Raw genomic sequence first — 18,983 nt, 5'->3', positions numbered from 1 at the left:
TTGCGCTCCGCTTCACGCTTTGCCTCTCTTCTTCTCGTCGGCGCGACAGTGCAGCGTTAACCTTGTCACACAATAACGCCAGTAATGGAGAACCCTATGGCACAGCCCATTATTCTCGATTGCGATCCGGGTCATGATGACGCGATCGCCCTCGTCCTTGCCCTCGCCTCCCCCGAGCTTGACGTCAAAGCCGTCACCTCGTCTGCGGGGAACCAGACGCCAGAGAAAACCCTGCGCAACGTCCTGCGGATGCTGACGCTGTTAAAGCGCACCGATATCCCGGTCGCTGGCGGCGCGCTAAAACCGCTGATGCGCGAACTGATCATTGCCGACAACGTTCACGGCGAAAGCGGGCTGGACGGCCCGGCATTACCAGAGCCAGCATTTGCGCCGCAACCCTGCACCGCCGTTGAGCTGATGGCGAAGGTACTGCGTGAAAGCGCAGAGCCCGTGACGCTGGTGGCAACCGGTCCGCAGACCAACGTCGCACTGCTGCTCAACAGCCACCCTGAGCTGCACCGCAACATTGCACAAATCGTAATCATGGGCGGCGCGATGGGGCTGGGAAACTGGACGCCTGCGGCCGAATTCAACATCTTTGTTGATCCGGAAGCTGCGGAGATTGTCTTCCAGTCTGGCCTGCCGATCGTCATGGCGGGGCTTGACGTGACTCACCGGGCGCAAATTATGGCCCAGGACATCGAACGGTTCCGTTCTGTGGGGAACCCGGTTGCGACGACGGTGGCGGAGTTGCTCGACTTCTTTATGGAGTATCACAAAGCCGAAAAATGGGGCTTTAGCGGCGCGCCGCTGCACGACCCTTGCACCATCGCCTGGCTGTTGAAGCCGGAGATGTTTACCACGGTGGACCGCTGGGTCGGTGTGGAGACGCAGGGGAAATACACGCAGGGGATGACGGTGGTAGACTACTATTCGCTGACGGGAAATGCGCCGAATACGACGGTGATGGTGGATATCGACCGGGAAGCGTTTGTGGATTTGCTGGCGGAGAGACTGGCTTATTACAGGTAGGCCCGCGATTCTCCCTCTCCCACTGGGAGAGGGAATGTTACTTCGCTTTTACCTAGGGTTCAAAGGGCCGGCGCTGGAACTGATCGTGCCCGCATTTCGGGCACAGCGGCAGCACGTCGGGGGTATAGACCGCAATGTGATGATGACACTTCTCGCAAACCAGATTGCCCAACCCCACCACTTCGCCGCTGTGGTACACGCCGTGATGGTTGAGATCCTGAAATACCTCGCGCCACTCCAGCTGGGTTTTATCGGTGATGTCCGCCAGTTCCTGCCACAGGCTCTCTTTGATCACCCGCATAAAGACGCTGTCGACCACCTCGTCCTGGCTCTCTTCGTAGCTGCGCGCAAACTCTTCCAGATCGCGGCGCACTGCGCGAGTCACCTCTTCAACTTCGGTTCGCGTTAGCTCACCCGTTTGCGTCACCTTTGCGCGCGCCTGTTCGACCAGCGCATCGATATCACGCTCGCCATTACGCAGCCGCTCCGTCAGTGTTGCCACCAGTTCGCGGTAAAATTGAGCAACCTTGTTCATCCTTTTGCCTCCCGGGTAAGTAACTAACTCTAATAATAGACCTTATTTCGCCGCCGCTTTGTCAGGCGCGCCACAGACCCGGTAAATTCCTGCAAAGTGCATTTGTGCGAAAGGCTGTTTTGACGCGGGCGTTTGGGCTATGCTATGCGGATCTGAATTACCACATCCATTGGCTACATTTGTAGCTGTATTGAAAACAGGACCACTGGCTGCCATGCAAGAGCAATACCGCCCGGAAGAGATAGAATCAAAAGTCCAGCAACACTGGGACGAGAAGCGTACCTTTGAAGTAACCGAAGACGAGAGCAAAGAGAAGTATTACTGCCTGTCGATGCTTCCCTATCCTTCTGGTCGACTACACATGGGCCATGTGCGTAACTACACCATTGGCGATGTGATTGCTCGCTACCAGCGAATGCTTGGCAAAAACGTTCTTCAGCCGATCGGCTGGGATGCGTTCGGCCTGCCTGCTGAGGGTGCGGCGGTTAAAAACAACACGGCACCTGCGCCGTGGACGTACGACAACATCGCGTACATGAAAAACCAGCTCAAAATGCTGGGCTTCGGCTACGACTGGAGCCGCGAGCTGGCGACCTGTACCCCGGAATACTACCGTTGGGAGCAGAAATTCTTCACCGAGCTCTATAAAAAAGGGCTGGTCTACAAAAAAACCTCCGCCGTTAACTGGTGTCCGAACGATCAGACCGTTCTGGCGAACGAACAGGTTATCGACGGTTGCTGCTGGCGCTGCGATACCAAAGTTGAGCGTAAAGAGATCCCGCAGTGGTTTATCAAAATCACCGCCTACGCTGACGAGCTGCTGAACGATCTGGACAAGCTTGATCACTGGCCAGACACCGTTAAAACCATGCAGCGCAACTGGATTGGCCGTTCTGAAGGGGTAGAGATCACCTTCAACGTGGACAACTACGATCGGCCGCTGACCGTTTACACCACCCGTCCGGATACCTTCATGGGCGCGACCTACCTGGCCGTGGCCGCAGGTCACCCGCTGGCGCAGAAAGCGGCAGAAAACAATCCGGAACTGGCGACCTTCATCGACGAATGCCGCAACACCAAAGTGGCCGAAGCCGACATGGCGACGATGGAGAAGAAAGGCGTTGCGACCGGTTACTACGCTAAGCATCCGCTGACTGGCGATGCGATCCCGGTGTGGGCCGCAAACTTCGTGCTGATGGAGTACGGCACGGGTGCCGTGATGGCCGTTCCGGGTCACGATCAGCGCGACTACGAGTTTGCCACCAAATACGGTCTGGACATCAAGCCTGTTATCCTCGCGGCTGACGGTTCTGAACCGGACCTGTCCGAACACGCGCTGACCGAAAAAGGTACGCTGTTCAACTCCGGCGAGTTTAGCGGCCTGAGCTTCGAAGACGGTTTTAACGCCATTGCCGATAAACTGGCCTCTCTGGGCGTGGGCGAACGTAAAGTGAACTTCCGTCTGCGCGACTGGGGCGTTTCCCGTCAGCGTTACTGGGGTGCGCCAATCCCAATGGTGACGCTGGAAGATGGCACCGTGCTGCCCACCCCGGAAGATCAACTGCCGGTGATCCTGCCAGAAGATGTGGTCATGGACGGCATCACCAGCCCGATCAAAGCCGATCCTGAGTGGGCAAAAACCACCGTTAATGGTCAGCCTGCGCTGCGTGAAACCGACACCTTCGACACCTTTATGGAGTCATCATGGTACTACGCGCGCTACACCTGCCCGCAGTATCAGGAAGGCATGCTGGACGCTGACGCGGCAAACTACTGGCTGCCGGTGGATATCTACATCGGTGGTATCGAGCACGCCATCATGCACCTGCTCTACTTCCGCTTCTTCCACAAGCTGATGCGCGACGCAGGCATGGTGAACTCTGATGAACCGGCGAAACAGCTGCTGTGTCAGGGTATGGTGCTGGCGGATGCGTTCTACTACGTGGGTGCTAACGGCGAGCGTAACTGGGTCTCTCCGGTTGATGCCATCGTTGAGCGCGACGAAAAAGGCCGTATCGTGAAGGCAAAAGATGCCGAAGGTCATGAGCTGGTTTATACCGGCATGAGCAAGATGTCCAAGTCGAAAAACAACGGTATTGACCCGCAGGTGATGGTCGAGCGTTACGGCGCGGATACCGTGCGTCTGTTCATGATGTTTGCCTCTCCGGCAGACATGACGCTTGAATGGCAGGAGTCCGGCGTTGAAGGGGCAAACCGCTTCCTGAAACGCGTCTGGAAACTGGTTTACGAGCACACCTCACAGGGCGATGCGCCGGCGCTGAACGTAGCGGCACTGACTGAAGATCAGCAGGCACTGCGTCGTGATGTTCATAAAACAATCGCGAAAGTGACTGATGATATTGGTCGTCGTCAGACCTTCAATACCGCAATTGCGGCTATTATGGAACTGATGAACAAGCTGGCAAAAGCCCCGCAGGAAGGCGAGCAGGATCGTGCCCTGATGCGTGAAGCGTTGCTGGCTGTGGTTCGCATGCTGAACCCGTTCACTCCGCACGTCAGCTTCACCCTGTGGCAGGAGCTGAAAGGCGAAGGTGATATCGATAACGCACCGTGGCCGGTAGCCGATGAATCAGCCATGGTGGAAAACACCACGCTGGTGGTTGTGCAGGTCAACGGCAAAGTGCGCGGTAAAATTACCGTGGCTGTCGATGCCACCGAAGAACAGGTTCGCGAGCGTGCCGGCCAGGAACCACTGGTGGCGAAATATCTTGAGGGCGTTACCGTGCGTAAAGTGATCTACGTACCGGGCAAACTGCTCAATCTGGTCGTTGGCTAAGCGCGGGAGGAAACGTGCGACAACTGGCAACAATACTCTTATCCCTGGCGGTGCTTGTCACCGCAGGCTGTGGCTGGCATCTGCGCAACACTACGGCAGTGCCTGCTAACATGAAAACGATGATCTTTGATTCATCCGATCCGAATGGCCCACTCAGCCGCGCGATCCGCAACCAGCTGCGTCTGAATGGCGTTGAGATTATCGAAAAAGACACGCTGCGCCAGGATGTACCGTCATTCCGCGTCACCGGCTCGACGCTGAGTAAAGATACCGCCTCTATCTTCCAGGATGGGCGTACGGCGGAATATCAGATGGTCATGTCGGTTAACGCAGCCGTGCTGATCCCGGGTAAAGATATCTATCCGATCAGCACCAAGGTCTACCGTTCGTTCTTTGATAACCCGCAAACTGCGCTGGCGAAAGATGCTGAGCAGGCGATTATCATCAACGAAATGTATGACAAGGCAGCCGAGCAGCTGATCCGTAAGCTGCCAAGCATTTCCGCGTCGACGAAACCGGGCTCAGACATCATCGACCAGCCGGAGGCAAACTCGCCGCCGGTGACTACCTCGATGGGTAACTGATGATCAGGTTGTATCCTGAACAACTCCGCGCGCAGCTCAATGAAGGGCTGCGCGCGGCGTATCTGTTACTGGGCAACGATCCGCTCTTACTTCAGGAAAGCCTTGATGCCGTTCGACACGTCGCGGCGGCTCAGGGTTTTGATGAACACCACACCTTCCAGCTTGATAACAGCACTGACTGGAACGCCCTCTTTTCAGTGTGTCAGGCGATGAGCCTGTTTGCGTCACGTCAGACCATCCAGCTTCTGCTGCCGGAAAACGGCCCAAATGCGGCCATTAATGAGCAACTCGCGACGCTGGTCAGCCTGCTGCACAGCGATTTATTGCTGATCGTGCGCGGCAATAAGCTCACCAAAGCGCAGGAGAACGCGGCATGGGTTACCCAGCTTGCGACAAACGCCGTGCTGGTTACCTGCCAGACGCCGGAACAGGCGCATCTGCCAAAATGGGTTGCCACGCGGGCAAAGCAGCATAACCTCCAGCTGGATGACGCCGCGAATCAGCTGCTGTGCTACTGCTATGAAGGCAACCTGCTGGCCCTGGCCCAGGCGCTGGATCGCCTCGCCCTGCTGTGGCCTGATGGCAAACTGACCCTGCCCCGCGTTGAACAAGCCGTTAACGATGCCGCCCACTTCACCCCCTTCCACTGGGTTGATGCCCTGCTTGCGGCAAAGAGCAAGCGCGCTCTGCATATTTTGCAGCAGCTCAGGCTGGAAGGCAGTGAACCGGTCATCTTGCTGCGTACGCTTCAGCGTGAACTGTTACTGCTGATTACGCTCAAGCGCCAGTCTGCACACGCTCCCCTGCGATCGCTGTTTGATAAACACCGTGTCTGGCAGAATCGCCGGGCGATGACCACCGAAGCGGTACAGCGCCTGAGCCATGAGCAGCTGCGTCAGGCAGTGCAACTGTTGATGCGCGCCGAGCTGACGCTGAAGCAGGATTATGGGCAGTCGATATGGGCGGAGCTGGAAAGCCTCTCTCTGCTGCTTTGCCACAAGGCGCTCGCCGACGTTTTTATTGATGGATAATATGCATTCTCTTCAGGCGCTATATGGCGGCACCTTCGATCCGGTCCATTACGGGCATCTCAAGCCGGTAGAAATTCTGGCTAACCTGATTGGCCTGCAGCGCGTCATTATCATGCCCAATAATGTTCCACCGCATCGCCCGCAGCCTGAGGCAACCAGCGAACAGCGTAAAGCGATGCTCGCCCTGGCCATTGCCGATAAGCCGCTCTTTACCCTCGACGAGCGTGAACTGCAGCGCGACGCCCCCTCCTGGACATCGCAAACGCTGCAGGAGTGGCGCGATGAGCAAGGGCCGCACGCGCCGCTGGCATTCATTATCGGGCAGGATTCCTTGCTGAATTTCCCGAGCTGGCATCAGTACGAAACCATCCTGAACAACAGCCATCTGATCGTAACCCGCCGTCCGGGCTACCCCCTGACCATGCGCGAAGAACAGCATCAGCAGTGGCTGGATACCCACCTGACAAACAACGTTGAGGATCTGCATAACCTGCCTGCCGGGAAGATTTATCTGGCCGATACGCCATGGTTTGATATTTCGGCGACCCTCATCCGCGAGCGCCTGCAGCAGGGATTATCCTGCGACGAACTGATGCCCGCCGCCGTGCTGGACTATATTCATCAGCACGGGCTGTATCAGAAAAGTACAGACGCATAATGCTGGCACACGAAAACCGGGCTTATTGATTATCCTGCCTTGACAGGGTAAGCCATACTGTTATCCTCCGCTGCCAGACTTTCCCGCCAGTCATTGCTTTACAGAAATTGTTTTACAAAAATGGCGATGCAATCTCAGGCGGGGGGTGGGATGATACCCGCCTTCAAAAGCCCGGCCGGTGACATTTGTCCCGATACTGGCGTCAGTTCAGGTATACTGTCTGGCCACGAATTCACAGTTGTACAATCTCATTCACCCAGGGGGAAAACTTGCAGGGTAAAGCACTCCAGGATTTTGTTATCGACAAAATTGATGACCTGAAAGGTCAGGACATCATCGCTATCGACGTTAAGGGTAAATCCAGCATCACCGACTGCATGATCATCTGCACCGGCACGTCCACTCGCCATGTTGCTTCCATTGCCGACCATGTCGTTCAGGAATCACGCGCAGCAGGGCTTTATCCGCTTGGCGTTGAAGGTGAAGCGACCGCTGACTGGGTGGTTGTCGATCTCGGCGATGTGATTGTCCACGTCATGCAGGACGAGAGCCGTCGCCTGTATGAGCTGGAAAAACTCTGGGGTTAATGCGTGAAGTTGCAGCTGGTCGCCGTCGGCACCAAAATGCCGGACTGGGTACAAACCGGTTTTACTGAGTATCTGCGTCGTTTCCCAAAAGATATGCCGTTCGAACTGGTGGAGATCCCGGCAGGAAAGCGCGGCAAGAACGCCGATATCAAACGTATTCTCGATAAAGAGGGAGAGCTGATGCTGGCTGCCGCAGGCAAAAACCGCATCGTGACCCTCGATATCCCGGGTAAACCCTGGGATACGCCGCAGCTGGCGCACGAACTGGAGCGCTGGAAGCAGGATGGACGCGACGTCAGTCTGTTGATTGGCGGCCCGGAAGGTCTCTCACCTGCCTGCAAAGCGGCGGCAGAACAAAGTTGGTCTCTCTCCGCGCTAACGCTTCCCCACCCCCTCGTTCGGGTGCTGGTGGCCGAAAGCCTGTATCGCGCGTGGAGCATTACTACCAACCACCCCTATCACCGCGAGTAATGACTGACCAGGGTAGATTAAGCAGCGGATGAAACTACAGAATTCTTTTCGCGACTATACGGCTGAGTCCGCGCTGTTTGTGCGCCGGGCAGTGGTCGCCTTTTTGGGGATTTTGCTGCTGACCGGCGTGCTGATCGCCAACCTCTATAATCTGCAAATTGTCCGCTATACCGATTACCAGACGCGTTCAAACGAAAACCGCATCAAGCTTGTCCCTATTGCGCCAAGCCGCGGCATCATTTACGACCGTAACGGTACGCCGCTGGCGTTGAACCGCACCATCTATCAAATCGAGATGATGCCGGAGAAAGTCGACAATGTGCAGGACACGCTGAACGCGCTGCGAAACGTGGTCGATCTCACCGACGATGACATCGCTGCCTTTAAAAAAGAGCGCGCCCGCTCGCACCGCTTCACCTCTATTCCGGTCAAAACGAACCTCACCGAAGTGCAGGTCGCCCGTTTTGCCGTGAACCAGTATCGCTTCCCCGGCGTTGAGGTCAAAGGCTATAAGCGTCGCTACTATCCTTATGGCTCTGCACTGACGCACGTAATTGGCTATGTGTCCAAAATTAACGATAAAGACGTCGACCGCCTCGATAAAGACGGCAAGCTGGCTAACTACGCCGCGACGCATGATATCGGTAAGCTTGGGATAGAGCGCTATTACGAGGACGTTCTGCACGGCCAGACCGGTTATGAAGAGGTCGAAGTCAACAACCGTGGCCGCGTGATCCGCCAGCTGAAAGAGGTACCGCCCCAGGCGGGCCACGACGTCTATCTGACGCTCGACCTCAAACTGCAGCAGTATATCGAAACCTTGCTGACCGGCAGCCGCGCCGCTGTCGTCGTCACCGACCCGCGAACCGGCGGGATCCTGGCAATGGTTTCCATGCCCAGCTACGACCCGAACCTTTTCGTGGATGGTATCTCCAGCAAAGATTATTCCGGCCTGCTGAATGACCCGAACACGCCGCTGGTTAACCGCGCTACGCAGGGCGTCTACCCTCCTGCATCGACGGTGAAACCTTATGTCGCCGTCTCTGCACTGAGCGCGGGCGTGATCAACCGCAATACCAGCCTGTTCGACCCCGGCTGGTGGCAACTGCCGGGTTCTGAAAAACGCTACCGTGACTGGAAGAAGTGGGGACATGGTCATCTGAACGTCACCAAATCGCTGGAAGAATCTGCGGATACCTTCTTCTACCAGGTTGCCTATGACATGGGGATTGACCGCCTGTCCGAGTGGATGAGTAAGTTCGGCTATGGGCACTACACCGGCATTGACCTCTCCGAAGAGCGCTCGGGCAACATGCCAACCCGTGAATGGAAGCAGAAACGCTTTAAAAAACCCTGGTATCAGGGTGACACCATTCCGGTCGGTATCGGCCAGGGTTACTGGACGGCAACGCCGATACAGATGAACAAAGCGATGATGATCCTCATCAACGATGGCGTGGTGAAAGTTCCGCACCTGCTGCAAAGTACGGTTGAGGACGGTAAAAAAGTCCCGTGGATCCAGCCGCACGAACCGCCGGTGGGCGATATCCATTCCGGATTCTGGGAAATTGCCAAAGACGGCATGTACGGCGTAGCAAACCGGGCCAACGGTACCGCGCACAAATATTTCGCCGGAGCGCCTTATAAAGTCGCCGCGAAATCCGGTACGGCGCAGGTATTTGGCCTGAAAGCGAACGAGACCTACAACGCGCACCGTATTGCCGAACGCCTGCGTGACCACAAGCTGATGACGGCGTTTGCCCCTTACGATAACCCGCAGGTTGCGGTTGCGATGATCCTGGAAAACGGCGGTGCGGGTCCGGCAGTGGGGACAATCATGCGCCAGATCCTCGACCATATCATGCTGGGTGATAACAACACCGAACTGCCTGCTGAAAACCCGGCAGCCGCTGCGGCGGAGGACCAATAAATCATGACGGATAATCCGAACAAAAAATCGCTGTGGGATAAGATTCACATCGACCCCGCTATGCTGCTGATTCTCCTGGCGCTGCTGGTCTACAGCGCGCTGGTCATCTGGAGCGCCAGCGGCCAGGACATTGGCATGATGGAGCGTAAAGTCGGCCAGATTGCGATGGGCCTTGTCATTATGGTGGTTATGGCGCAAATCCCGCCGCGTGTTTACGAAGGCTGGGCGCCCTACCTCTATATCTTCTGTATCGTGCTGTTGGTGGCCGTAGATGCCTTTGGGGCAATTTCCAAAGGGGCGCAGCGCTGGCTGGACCTCGGGATCGTCCGCTTCCAGCCTTCGGAAATCGCTAAAATCGCCGTTCCGCTGATGGTGGCGCGCTTTATCAACCGCGACGTCTGCCCGCCTTCACTGAAGAATACCGCGATTGCGCTGGTGTTGATTTTCCTGCCTACGCTGCTGGTGGCGGCGCAGCCGGACCTCGGCACCTCCATCCTTATCGCGCTGTCCGGCCTGTTTGTGCTGTTCTTGTCTGGCCTGAGCTGGCGGTTAATTGGCATTGCCGTGGTGCTGGTGGCGGCCTTTATCCCGATCCTGTGGTTCTTCCTGATGCATGATTATCAACGCCAGCGCGTGATGATGCTGCTTGATCCGGAAACCGATCCGCTGGGCGCAGGCTATCATATTATTCAGTCCAAGATCGCCATCGGTTCCGGCGGTCTGCGCGGTAAAGGCTGGCTTCACGGAACCCAGTCACAGCTGGAGTTCTTGCCGGAGCGCCATACCGACTTTATCTTTGCGGTCCTGGCCGAAGAGCTGGGACTGGTCGGCATCCTCATCCTGCTGGCGCTCTATGTGCTGCTGATCATGCGCGGGCTGTGGATTGCCGCACGGGCGCAAACCACCTTTGGCCGCGTCATGGCCGGTGGATTGATGCTGATTTTATTCGTTTATGTCTTCGTAAATATTGGTATGGTGAGTGGTATTCTGCCCGTTGTTGGCGTCCCGCTCCCGCTGGTCAGTTACGGGGGCTCGGCACTGATCGTGTTGATGGCCGGGTTTGGTATCGTCATGTCGATCCATACCCACAGAAAAATGTTGTCCAAAAGCGTATAAAAATAAGGGGATCGCAATGCGTAAGCAGTGGCTGGGGATCTGTATCGCCGCAAGTTTACTTGCAGCCTGTACGAGTGATGATGGTCAGCAACAGGCAACTGTCGCGCCGCCGCAGCCAGCGGTCTGTAATGGCCCGATAGTTGAGATCAGCGGTGCCGATCCTGTTTATGAACCGCTTAACGCCAGCGCGAATCAGGATTACCAGCGCGACGGTAAAAGCTACAAAATCGTTCAGGACCCGTCCCGCTTCAGCCAGGCGGGCTTAGCGGCCATCTATGACGCTGAACCAGGCAGTAACCTGACGGCGTCTGGTGAAACGTTCGATCCGATGCAAATTACCGCGGCGCATCCTACGCTGCCTATCCCGAGCTATGCCCGCGTCACCAACCTGGCCAATGGGCGCATGATTGTGGTGCGTATTAACGATCGGGGCCCGTACGGTAATGACCGGGTGATCTCCCTGTCGCGCGCGGCAGCTGACCGCCTGAACACCTCGAACAATACCAAAGTACGCATCGATCCTATCATTGTGGCGCAGGATGGTACGCTCTCCGGCCCGGGTACCGCCTGTACGACGGTCGCCAAACAGACCTACGCCCTTCCCGCTCGCCCAGACCTGAGCGGCGGTATGGGTGGCGCATCCACGCCAGCTGAACCTGCTCAGCCGCAGGGTGAAGTACGCGCCATCAGCAACGATACCTTACAGAGTGATGACAGCACGGGCGCCCCGGTTAAAAGCAGCGGTTTCCTTGGCGCACCAACGACCTTAGCGTCGGGCGTGCTGGAAGGCAGCGAGCCAACGCCAGCGCCTGTTGTCGCTGCGCCTGCGGTGACTGAACCTGTAGTGACTGCACCCGTCACTCAGCCCGCGCCTGTTACCGCACCGGGCACAGCGCAAAGCGCGCCGGTTGCTGCACCCGCGGCTGCCAGCGGTGGCTTTGTGGTTCAGGTCGGTGCCGTAAGCGATCAGGCTCGCGCGAAGCAATACCAGCAACGCCTGAGCCAGCAGTTCAGCGTGCCGGGCCGCGTTGAGCAAAACGGTGCGGTGTGGCGCATTCAGATGGGACCGTTTGCCAGCAAATCGCAGGCAGCGGCTCTGCAACAGCGTCTGCAAAGCGAAGCGCAGTTGCAGTCGTTCATCGTTGTTGCAAAATAATGATTCGGCGGTATCCGAAATGTCAATTTGTGTAAAACACATTCACAAACTCATGCTTAAAGTCGGATGCCTGCCTGTATAGCTTTTGCTATAGTAAGGCACTTTTTTTAATTCCATCACGGATGTCGTAGTTCTGACCATGAAGACCACTTTTTCTGCTCGTTTTGTGCAGCGCATGGCGCTGACCACGGCCCTTTGTGCAGCGGCTCTCTCCGCGGCGCATGCCGATGACCTGAACATCAAGACCATGATCCCTGGCGTTCCGCAGATCGACGCGGAATCCTACATCCTGATCGACTACAACTCTGGCAAGGTTCTGGCAGAACAGAACGCCGATGCCCGCCGCGATCCGGCGAGCCTGACCAAAATGATGACCAGCTACGTTATCGGTCAGGCAATGAAGGCAGGCAAGTTCAAAGAAACCGATCTGGTGACCATTGGTAACGATGCCTGGGCCACCGGTAACCCGGTCTTCAAAGGCTCATCGCTGATGTTCCTGAAACCTGGCATGCAGGTGCCTGTTTCTCAGCTGATCCGTGGTATCAACCTGCAGTCCGGAAACGACGCCTGCGTCGCCATGGCCGATTTTGCGGCGGGCAGCCAGGACGCTTTCGTGGGCCTGATGAACAGCTACGTTACTGCGCTGGGTCTCAAAAACAGCCACTTCCAGACCGTTCACGGCCTGGATGCTGAAGGTCAGTACAGCTCCGCGCGCGACATGGCGCTGATCGGCCAGGCGCTGATCCGCGATGTGCCGAACGAGTACACCATCTATAAAGAGAAAGAGTTCACCTTCAACGGTATTCGCCAGACCAACCGTAACGGCCTGCTGTGGGACAACAGCCTGAACGTTGACGGCATCAAAACGGGTCATACCGAAAAAGCCGGCTACAACCTGGTCGCTTCGGCTACCGAAGGCCAGATGCGCCTGATCTCAGCCGTGATGGGCGGACGAACCTTCAAGGGCCGTGAAACCGAAAGCAAAAAGCTGCTGACCTGGGGCTTCCGCTTCTTCGAAACGGTGAACCCGCTTAAAGCAGGCAAAGAGTTTGCTTCCGAGCCGGTCTGGTTCGGCGACAATGACCGTGCTTCTCTGGGCGTGGACAAAGATCTCTATCTGACCATTCCTCGCGGACGCATGAAAGATCTGAAAGCCAGCTACGTGCTGAACACCTCCGAACTGCACGCACCGCTGCAGAAAAACCAGGTTGTGGGGACTATCAACTTCCAGTTGGATGGCAAAACCATCGATCAGCGCCCGCTTGTGGTTCTGGATGAAATCCCGGAAGGCAACTTCTTCGGCAAAATCATTGATTACATTAAATTGATGTTCCATCACTGGTTCGGCTAAAAATTGAACACTTGAAAGTGTGATTTTGATCCCCATATACTAAGTATCCTGATAACTCCCACCCGATGTGGGAGTTATTCTTTTTTGACGTTACGCCGGAGCTGACATGAAAACCAAACTTAACGAACTGCTTGAATTCCCTACCTCATTTACTTACAAAGTAATGGGTCTGGCGAAACCTGAGCTGGTTGATCAGGTGGTTGAAGTGGTACAGCGCCATGCGCCGGGCGACTACTCTCCGTCGGTTAAGCCAAGCAGCAAAGGCAACTACCACTCGGTTTCTATCACCATCACTGCGACACACATTGAGCAGGTTGAGACGCTGTACGAAGAACTTGGCAATATCGAAATCGTTCGCATGGTGCTGTAGTCCCCTCGCGGTTACCCGGTTGGCCGGGTAACCCACCTCCCCGCTGTGATATACTCCTTGGCATCGTTTCTCGTCCCTCTTCGGAGTCGTCGTTTTGTACCAGGATAACATTCTTGTCCGCCATCTCGGGCTACAACCTTACGAACCTGTCTCCCAGGCTATGCATGATTTCACGGATTCACGCGATGAAACTACCCCGGATGAAATCTGGCTGGTAGAGCACCTTCCCGTGTTTACCCAGGGGCAGGCCGGAAAAGCTGAACATCTTCTGATGACTGGTGATATTCCGGTTATTCAAAGCGATCGCGGCGGGCAGGTGACCTACCACGGTCCAGGACAACAGGTGATGTACGTTCTGCTGGATTTAAAACGCAGAAAGCTGGGCGTGCGCGAGCTGGTCACGCTGCTTGAACAAACGGTGGTGCGTACCCTGGCGGAATACAATATCGATGCACATGCCCGCGCTGATGCCCCCGGCGTGTACGTAGGAGAGATGAAAATTTGTTCGCTGGGGCTGCGTATTCGGAAGGGCTGTTCATTCCACGGGCTGGCGCTGAATATTAATATGGATCTCACGCCATTCCTGCGTATCAATCCGTGCGGCTATGCCGGGATGGAAATGACGCAAATGCGCCAGTGGGTCGAGAACGCGACGCCTGAAATAATTCGCCCTGTACTTCTAAACAACTTTTTAGCGCTGCTTAACAATCCTCCTCACGAATATATCACTGCTTAATATATTTCGCCCGGTGGCTCACTATTTGTCGAGCCACTGCTTATTTCCCGCTTTTACGCTTTACAATAATCCCCATATTCTATATTTTCGAAGCGCCCGCATATTAGCGTTACATATTATTTTGTTCCCTAATAGTCCCTGCTGCAGAGTGCATGTTACCGGCGTGATAATCACCCAACTGTTTGTTTTCGCGAAACAAGTGAGGCAAGGGTAACACTTTACGAATCTCTACAGGCACAATAAATAAATTCAACTATCATTCATATTGTGAATGAATACGGAGTGAACGCGTGGAGTCTAATAATTTACCAGCTAAACGCCTGAATGAACCCGGTGGCGAGGATAAGCCGCAAATTTTTCGGACTTTACGTAATATTGATCTCAATTTGCTGACTATTTTTGAGGCAGTATATGTCCACAAGGGTATCGTTAATGCTGCGAAAATTCTTAATCTCACGCCCTCCGCAATTAGCCAGTCAATTCAAAAACTGCGCGCCATATTTCCCGATCCCTTATTTATTCGTAAAGGCCAGGGCGTAACGCCAACCGCTTACGCCACACACCTGCATGAGTACATCAGCCAGGGGCTGGAATCTATACTCGGCGCGCTGGACTTAACCGGGAGCTATGACAAGCAGCGAACCATCACCATTGGTGCTTCGGCTTCTCTTGGCGTGCTGGTGATGCCGGCAATTTATCAGGCCATCAGGCAGCACGCGCCGCAGTTACTCATCCGCAACGTTCCCGTTCACGAACTTGAAGCGCAGCTGGCGCAGTTCCAGACCGATCTGATTATTGACATCAACAGTTTCAGTGCCAGAGCCCTGGGGCAAAACGTGCTTTATTCCGATGCGCTGGTACTGGTGTGTCGCCAGCACCACCCGGCACTCAGCCAGCCCGCCACGCTTGAGAACCTGCGCCTTTACGAACATGCCTCTTTCATGGCCGAGGGACAAGGCTCTGCCCCGCTACGTCAGCGTCTTGATGAGCTCTTCCCGGACCGCCAGATTAGCTTTAGCAGTTACAATATGTTTACCGTAGCGTCACTGATTGGCGGGAGCGACATGCTGTGCGTCATGCCTTCGCGGCTGTTTACTCTGCTGCGCAAATGCTGGCCGTTGGAGCGTCTCGCCCTGAGCGAGTTGAATGGCGAATCCCTCGACATTTCGCTGCATTACAACAAGCTGAGTCTGCGCGATCCGGTACTGGAAAATGTCATCTATATCATCCGTCAGGCCTTCTGACAGACGAACCCAGCAGCCTGCAGGCCATAACGCACAAAACAACAACTATTTTACAATTTGGCGACCTGACAGGCTGCTTTATGGCCCTTATCAATGATATACTGCCTGTCGTTCGTTCAAAAATAGTTGATAAATACAACATTCCCTTGAATTGAAACGCTTTCCTTCGTTATTCGCAACTGGAACACGCACGCTATGAGTAAACCCATTGTGATGGAACGCGGTGTTAAATACCGCGATGCCGATAAAATGGCCCTTATCCCGGTTAAAAACGTGGCTACAGAGCGCGAAGCGCTGTTAAGAAAACCGGAATGGATGAAAATTAAACTTCCGGCCGACTCTTCACGTATTCAGGGGATCAAGGCAGCGATGCGCAAAAACGGTCTTCACTCTGTGTGTGAAGAAGCCTCTTGCCCTAACCTTGCTGAATGTTTCAATCACGGTACCGCAACCTTTATGATCCTGGGTGCAATCTGTACCCGCCGCTGTCCGTTCTGTGACGTTGCCCATGGCCGCCCTGTTGCGCCAGATGCGAACGAACCACAGAAACTGGCGCAGACCATTGCTGACATGGCGTTGCGTTACGTTGTTATCACCTCCGTTGACCGTGACGATCTGCGCGATGGCGGTGCTCAGCACTTTGCGGACTGCATTACGGCTATCCGCGAGAAAAGCCCAAGCATTAAGATTGAGACGCTGGTCCCTGACTTCCGTGGCCGTATGGACCGCGCGCTGGACATTCTGACGGCGACCCCGCCGGACGTCTTCAACCATAATCTGGAAAACGTGCCGCGTATCTATCGCCAGGTGCGCCCGGGTGCCGACTATAACTGGTCCCTGAAACTGCTGGAGCGCTTTAAAGAAGCCCATCCGCATATCCCGACCAAGTCTGGTCTGATGGTGGGTCTCGGCGAAACTAACGCTGAAATCATTGAAGTGATGCGCGATCTGCGTCGCCACGGCGTGACCATGCTGACGCTGGGCCAGTACCTGCAGCCAAGCCGTCACCATTTGCCGGTACAGCGCTATGTCAGCCCGGATGAGTTCGATGAAATGAAAGCCGAAGCGATGGCGATGGGCTTTACCCACGCAGCGTGCGGGCCATTTGTTCGCTCTTCCTACCATGCCGACATGCAGGCGAAAGGCGAAGAAGTCAAATAATCCTGTAATAAACCGTTACAGTAATACAAAAAAACCGGCCTCATGAGCCGGTTTTTTTTCGCAAGCCAACAGGCATTGCCGTTACTCTTTATGAGAAAGCTTCTCTGCAGGAACGCCATCTTCGGCGCTTTTCTTCGCCGCCGCGTCATCATCGTTCATCGCTTTCTTAAAGCCTTTGATGGCTGCACCCAGATCGCCACCCAGTGTGCGTAACTTCTTGGTACCAAACAGCAGGACGACCAGTGCGGCAACCACCAGCAGTTTGGTAATACTAATCTCACCCATAGATACCTTCTTTACATAAAACAGGCTGCATTCAGCGCCGAAAAAACCTGATGGTATTAACGGTCATTTGGCGCGCGCACACAATAGCAATCTGTAACAAGGTGAATCAAGCACTGATGAAAAAAACATCATAATAATTGCGGTGGCGCAAAACGTCGGTTGCGTAGAACAGGTAATTGCTGCCGCGCAAGCGCTATTCGCTCTGAATTTACTTCCGCCAACAGCAAAGCGGGTGCCTCTGCCGCTGCGGCGATGGTCACCCCCAACGGATCGATAACCCGGCTCTGCCCGATATTTTTATTACCACACTCTCCTGCCGCCACGACATAGCAGGTGGTATCGAGCGCGCGGGCGGTCAGCAGCGTGGCCCAGTGGTGCTCTTTAAGCGGTCCTTTAACCCATGCTGCGGGGAGCACCAGCACATCAGCCCCCTGCAGCGCCAGGTTTAACGCCAGCTCCGGGAAGCGGATATCGTAGCAGGTCATCAACCCGACCCTAACACCCTGAATATCAATCAGCGGCGGGACGCGATCCCCCGGATCAACCAGCCGTGACTCCTGGATACTAAACGCGTCGTAGAGATGGAGCTTGGCGTAGCTGGCAATCACCTCTCCAGCGCGTATAGCCACCAGGGTATTCACCGCCCTGCCCGACGTGGACGGGACGTGGATTGTCAGGATGGTGGTGAGCGCATTGCCCTCGCTTTCGGCCAGCAGACGTTTCAGGAACGGCCCCTCAAGCGACTGCGCGGACTTTACCGACAGGTCCGGGTCATTATCATCACGCGCCAGCAGCGCCTCTGGCAGCACCAGCATCGCTGCGCCCTTCTGCTGCGCCTGTGCCATCAGAGACACGCATTTTTGCGCATTCACCTGCCAGTCTGGCGTGACGGCAAACTGTCCTACGGCCACATACATAATTGTCCCCTGCTCATAAACAGCGTTACACTCGATGTTCTTAACTATCAAATAGCAGGAATCTACAGTGTTACAACTACTTTTAGCCGTTTTTATTGGTGGAGGAACAGGTAGCGTTGCACGGTGGCTGTTAAGCATGCGGTTTAACCCGGTGCATCAGGCTATCCCCTTGGGAACACTGGCTGCAAACCTGATTGGGGCGTTTATCATCGGGATGGGGTTAGCCTGGTTTAATCGCATGACCGATATCGACCCGATGTGGAAAGTCTTAATCACCACCGGCTTCTGCGGCGGATTAACGACCTTTTCTACCTTCTCGGCCGAAACGGTTTTCCTGTTTCAGGAAGGGCGCATCGTCTGGGCGCTGGGCAACATCGCGGTTAACATGCTCGGCTCATTTGCGATGACCGGGTTCGCATTTTGGCTCGTTTCTTCTGCCAGCGCGCATTCCTGATCGCAGCGTTAATGTTAGCTTAATTTTTATCTGTCACTCTGAGCGCAATACTGAACGAGGGTGACAGCATGAAAGAGAGTTTGATGAGCGCAGGTATGGTTTTGCTGAGCGTCGCGATCGTTGCCAGCTTCCTGAAAATCTATCTGATGGGCTGATTGCAGACGAAAAAAACCCGCTCGATGAGCGGGTTTTGAAATTCTTGCTGACGAGTCTGTATTACAGAGCCATTACGTTAGCAGCAGATGGACCTTTGGCACCGTTAGTGATTTCGAACTCTACGCGCTGACCTTCAGCCAGAGTTTTGAAACCATTAGACTGGATTGCAGAGAAGTGTACGAACACATCTTTGCTGCCATCTTCAGGAGTAATGAAACCGAATCCTTTGGACTCATTAAACCACTTAACGTTACCTTTAATCTTAGACATCAAAATTACCTTTACATTAAAAAACGACACAAATGCTGTGTCGGGTATCAGTACATCAATTGTGGGACGTTTTGTCCAGCGGATCTTTGATAAAAAGTGACAAAAGTCGCGTTAATTTTAACTGACGGATTTTTATCCTTTG

The 18,983-nt window shown here is 55.0% G+C and carries 20 protein-coding genes; 16 read left to right on the top strand and 4 right to left on the bottom strand.

Annotated elements, in window-relative coordinates:
- The first annotated feature begins 96 nt into the window (after positions 1-96).
- Positions 97-1,032 carry a pyrimidine-specific ribonucleoside hydrolase RihA gene (gene rihA / locus QLG21_RS19075; RefSeq protein WP_042320981.1) on the top strand — a complete coding sequence of 312 codons (936 nt, stop codon included), beginning with the start codon at positions 97-99 and terminating at the stop codon, positions 1,030-1,032.
- Positions 1,033-1,084: 52 nt separating this feature from the next.
- Here rihA and QLG21_RS19070 read toward each other — a convergent pair whose 3' ends face one another.
- Entirely contained in the window at positions 1,085-1,567 is a 483-nt protein-coding gene (locus QLG21_RS19070) for a zinc ribbon-containing protein (RefSeq protein WP_006177147.1), read from the bottom strand.
- Between the two features lie 214 nt (positions 1,568-1,781).
- Here QLG21_RS19070 and leuS point away from each other — a divergent pair, with 214 nt between their 5' ends.
- From leuS to lipA, 14 genes are all read left to right on the top strand, one after another.
- Entirely contained in the window at positions 1,782-4,364 is a 2,583-nt protein-coding gene (gene leuS, locus QLG21_RS19065) for a leucine--tRNA ligase (protein WP_236345372.1), read from the top strand.
- A gap of 14 nt (positions 4,365-4,378) precedes the next feature.
- Complete coding sequence (gene lptE, locus QLG21_RS19060; protein ID WP_282484995.1) at positions 4,379-4,948, top strand: LPS assembly lipoprotein LptE; 570 nt, start codon at positions 4,379-4,381, stop codon at positions 4,946-4,948.
- The gene (gene holA, locus QLG21_RS19055; RefSeq protein ID WP_006177144.1) at positions 4,948-5,979 is read left to right on the top strand and encodes a DNA polymerase III subunit delta; all 1,032 of its coding nucleotides are present in this window, start codon (positions 4,948-4,950) and stop codon (positions 5,977-5,979) included. Before lptE ends, holA begins: the two co-directional genes overlap by 1 nt.
- Complete coding sequence (gene nadD, locus QLG21_RS19050) at positions 5,972-6,637, top strand: nicotinate-nucleotide adenylyltransferase (protein WP_137849072.1); 666 nt, start codon at positions 5,972-5,974, stop codon at positions 6,635-6,637. The genes holA and nadD overlap by 8 nt, the downstream gene beginning before the upstream one ends.
- 269 nt (positions 6,638-6,906) lie before the next feature.
- Positions 6,907-7,224, top strand: a complete 318-nt coding sequence (gene rsfS, locus QLG21_RS19045; protein WP_006177142.1) for a ribosome silencing factor — start codon at positions 6,907-6,909, stop codon at positions 7,222-7,224.
- Between the two features lie 3 nt (positions 7,225-7,227).
- Entirely contained in the window at positions 7,228-7,695 is a 468-nt protein-coding gene (rlmH, locus tag QLG21_RS19040) for a 23S rRNA (pseudouridine(1915)-N(3))-methyltransferase RlmH (protein WP_003858701.1), read from the top strand.
- A 28-nt stretch (positions 7,696-7,723) separates the two neighbouring features.
- Positions 7,724-9,625 carry a peptidoglycan DD-transpeptidase MrdA gene (gene mrdA / locus QLG21_RS19035; RefSeq protein WP_006177140.1) on the top strand — a complete coding sequence of 634 codons (1,902 nt, stop codon included), beginning with the start codon at positions 7,724-7,726 and terminating at the stop codon, positions 9,623-9,625.
- A 3-nt stretch (positions 9,626-9,628) separates the two neighbouring features.
- Positions 9,629-10,741: a peptidoglycan glycosyltransferase MrdB gene (gene mrdB, locus QLG21_RS19030; protein ID WP_006177138.1), complete on the top strand. Its 1,113-nt coding sequence runs from the start codon at positions 9,629-9,631 to the stop codon at positions 10,739-10,741.
- Positions 10,742-10,757: 16 nt separating this feature from the next.
- Positions 10,758-11,897 carry an endolytic peptidoglycan transglycosylase RlpA gene (rlpA, locus tag QLG21_RS19025; protein WP_282484994.1) on the top strand — a complete coding sequence of 380 codons (1,140 nt, stop codon included), beginning with the start codon at positions 10,758-10,760 and terminating at the stop codon, positions 11,895-11,897.
- 139 nt (positions 11,898-12,036) lie between these two features.
- A complete protein-coding gene (dacA, locus tag QLG21_RS19020) occupies positions 12,037-13,248 on the top strand; it encodes a D-alanyl-D-alanine carboxypeptidase DacA (RefSeq protein WP_006177136.1) in 1,212 nt (403 codons plus the stop codon).
- A 106-nt stretch (positions 13,249-13,354) separates the two neighbouring features.
- On the top strand, positions 13,355-13,618 hold the full coding sequence (gene ybeD / locus QLG21_RS19015; protein ID WP_006177135.1) for a DUF493 family protein YbeD: 264 nt from the start codon (positions 13,355-13,357) through the stop codon (positions 13,616-13,618).
- A gap of 94 nt (positions 13,619-13,712) precedes the next feature.
- Positions 13,713-14,354 (top strand): lipoyl(octanoyl) transferase LipB, encoded by a 642-nt coding sequence (gene lipB, locus QLG21_RS19010; protein ID WP_282484993.1) that lies wholly within the window; start codon positions 13,713-13,715, stop codon positions 14,352-14,354.
- A 290-nt stretch (positions 14,355-14,644) separates the two neighbouring features.
- Positions 14,645-15,598 (top strand): YbeF family transcriptional regulator, encoded by a 954-nt coding sequence (locus tag QLG21_RS19005; RefSeq protein ID WP_282484992.1) that lies wholly within the window; start codon positions 14,645-14,647, stop codon positions 15,596-15,598.
- Between the two features lie 195 nt (positions 15,599-15,793).
- Positions 15,794-16,759 (top strand): lipoyl synthase, encoded by a 966-nt coding sequence (lipA, locus tag QLG21_RS19000; protein WP_006177132.1) that lies wholly within the window; start codon positions 15,794-15,796, stop codon positions 16,757-16,759.
- An 81-nt stretch (positions 16,760-16,840) separates the two neighbouring features.
- On the opposite strand, the gene tatE is transcribed toward lipA, so the two are convergent.
- Positions 16,841-17,044 carry a twin-arginine translocase subunit TatE gene (tatE, locus tag QLG21_RS18995; protein WP_006177131.1) on the bottom strand — a complete coding sequence of 68 codons (204 nt, stop codon included), beginning with the start codon at positions 17,042-17,044 and terminating at the stop codon, positions 16,841-16,843.
- 128 nt (positions 17,045-17,172) lie between these two features.
- Complete coding sequence (locus QLG21_RS18990; protein ID WP_282484991.1) at positions 17,173-17,961, bottom strand: deaminated glutathione amidase; 789 nt, start codon at positions 17,959-17,961, stop codon at positions 17,173-17,175.
- Between the two features lie 67 nt (positions 17,962-18,028).
- Between QLG21_RS18990 and crcB the strand changes: the two genes are divergently transcribed.
- Positions 18,029-18,415: a fluoride efflux transporter CrcB gene (gene crcB / locus QLG21_RS18985; RefSeq protein WP_042320967.1), complete on the top strand. Its 387-nt coding sequence runs from the start codon at positions 18,029-18,031 to the stop codon at positions 18,413-18,415.
- A gap of 216 nt (positions 18,416-18,631) precedes the next feature.
- Here the strand turns inward: crcB and cspE are convergent, their stop codons facing one another.
- Complete coding sequence (gene cspE / locus QLG21_RS18980; protein ID WP_006177128.1) at positions 18,632-18,841, bottom strand: transcription antiterminator/RNA stability regulator CspE; 210 nt, start codon at positions 18,839-18,841, stop codon at positions 18,632-18,634.
- Positions 18,842-18,983: the final 142 nt, after the last annotated feature.

The sequence above is a fragment of the Enterobacter sp. V87_3 genome (genome assembly GCF_029967835.1).
GTDB lineage: Bacteria > Pseudomonadota > Gammaproteobacteria > Enterobacterales > Enterobacteriaceae > Enterobacter > Enterobacter cancerogenus.
This window is presented reverse-complemented; position numbering and strand designations above follow the sequence as displayed.

Bases quoted from the DNA above. Each gene is read 5' to 3' on its own strand.
- tatE (WP_006177131.1), bottom strand. From the start codon at position 17,044: ATGGGTGAGATTAGTATTACCAAACTGCTGGTGGTTGCCGCACTGGTC.
- mrdB (WP_006177138.1), top strand. From the start codon at position 9,629: ATGACGGATAATCCGAACAAAAAATCGCTGTGGGATAAGATTCACATC.
- dacA (WP_006177136.1), top strand. From the start codon at position 12,037: ATGAAGACCACTTTTTCTGCTCGTTTTGTGCAGCGCATGGCGCTGACC.
- QLG21_RS18990 (WP_282484991.1), bottom strand. From the start codon at position 17,961: ATGTATGTGGCCGTAGGACAGTTTGCCGTCACGCCAGACTGGCAGGTG.
- QLG21_RS19070 (WP_006177147.1), bottom strand. From the start codon at position 1,567: ATGAACAAGGTTGCTCAATTTTACCGCGAACTGGTGGCAACACTGACG.
- lipA (WP_006177132.1), top strand. From the start codon at position 15,794: ATGAGTAAACCCATTGTGATGGAACGCGGTGTTAAATACCGCGATGCC.
- rihA (WP_042320981.1), top strand. From the start codon at position 97: ATGGCACAGCCCATTATTCTCGATTGCGATCCGGGTCATGATGACGCG.
- rlpA (WP_282484994.1), top strand. From the start codon at position 10,758: ATGCGTAAGCAGTGGCTGGGGATCTGTATCGCCGCAAGTTTACTTGCA.
- ybeD (WP_006177135.1), top strand. From the start codon at position 13,355: ATGAAAACCAAACTTAACGAACTGCTTGAATTCCCTACCTCATTTACT.
- nadD (WP_137849072.1), top strand. From the start codon at position 5,972: ATGGATAATATGCATTCTCTTCAGGCGCTATATGGCGGCACCTTCGAT.
- cspE (WP_006177128.1), bottom strand. From the start codon at position 18,841: ATGTCTAAGATTAAAGGTAACGTTAAGTGGTTTAATGAGTCCAAAGGA.
- leuS (WP_236345372.1), top strand. From the start codon at position 1,782: ATGCAAGAGCAATACCGCCCGGAAGAGATAGAATCAAAAGTCCAGCAA.
- holA (WP_006177144.1), top strand. From the start codon at position 4,948: ATGATCAGGTTGTATCCTGAACAACTCCGCGCGCAGCTCAATGAAGGG.
- mrdA (WP_006177140.1), top strand. From the start codon at position 7,724: ATGAAACTACAGAATTCTTTTCGCGACTATACGGCTGAGTCCGCGCTG.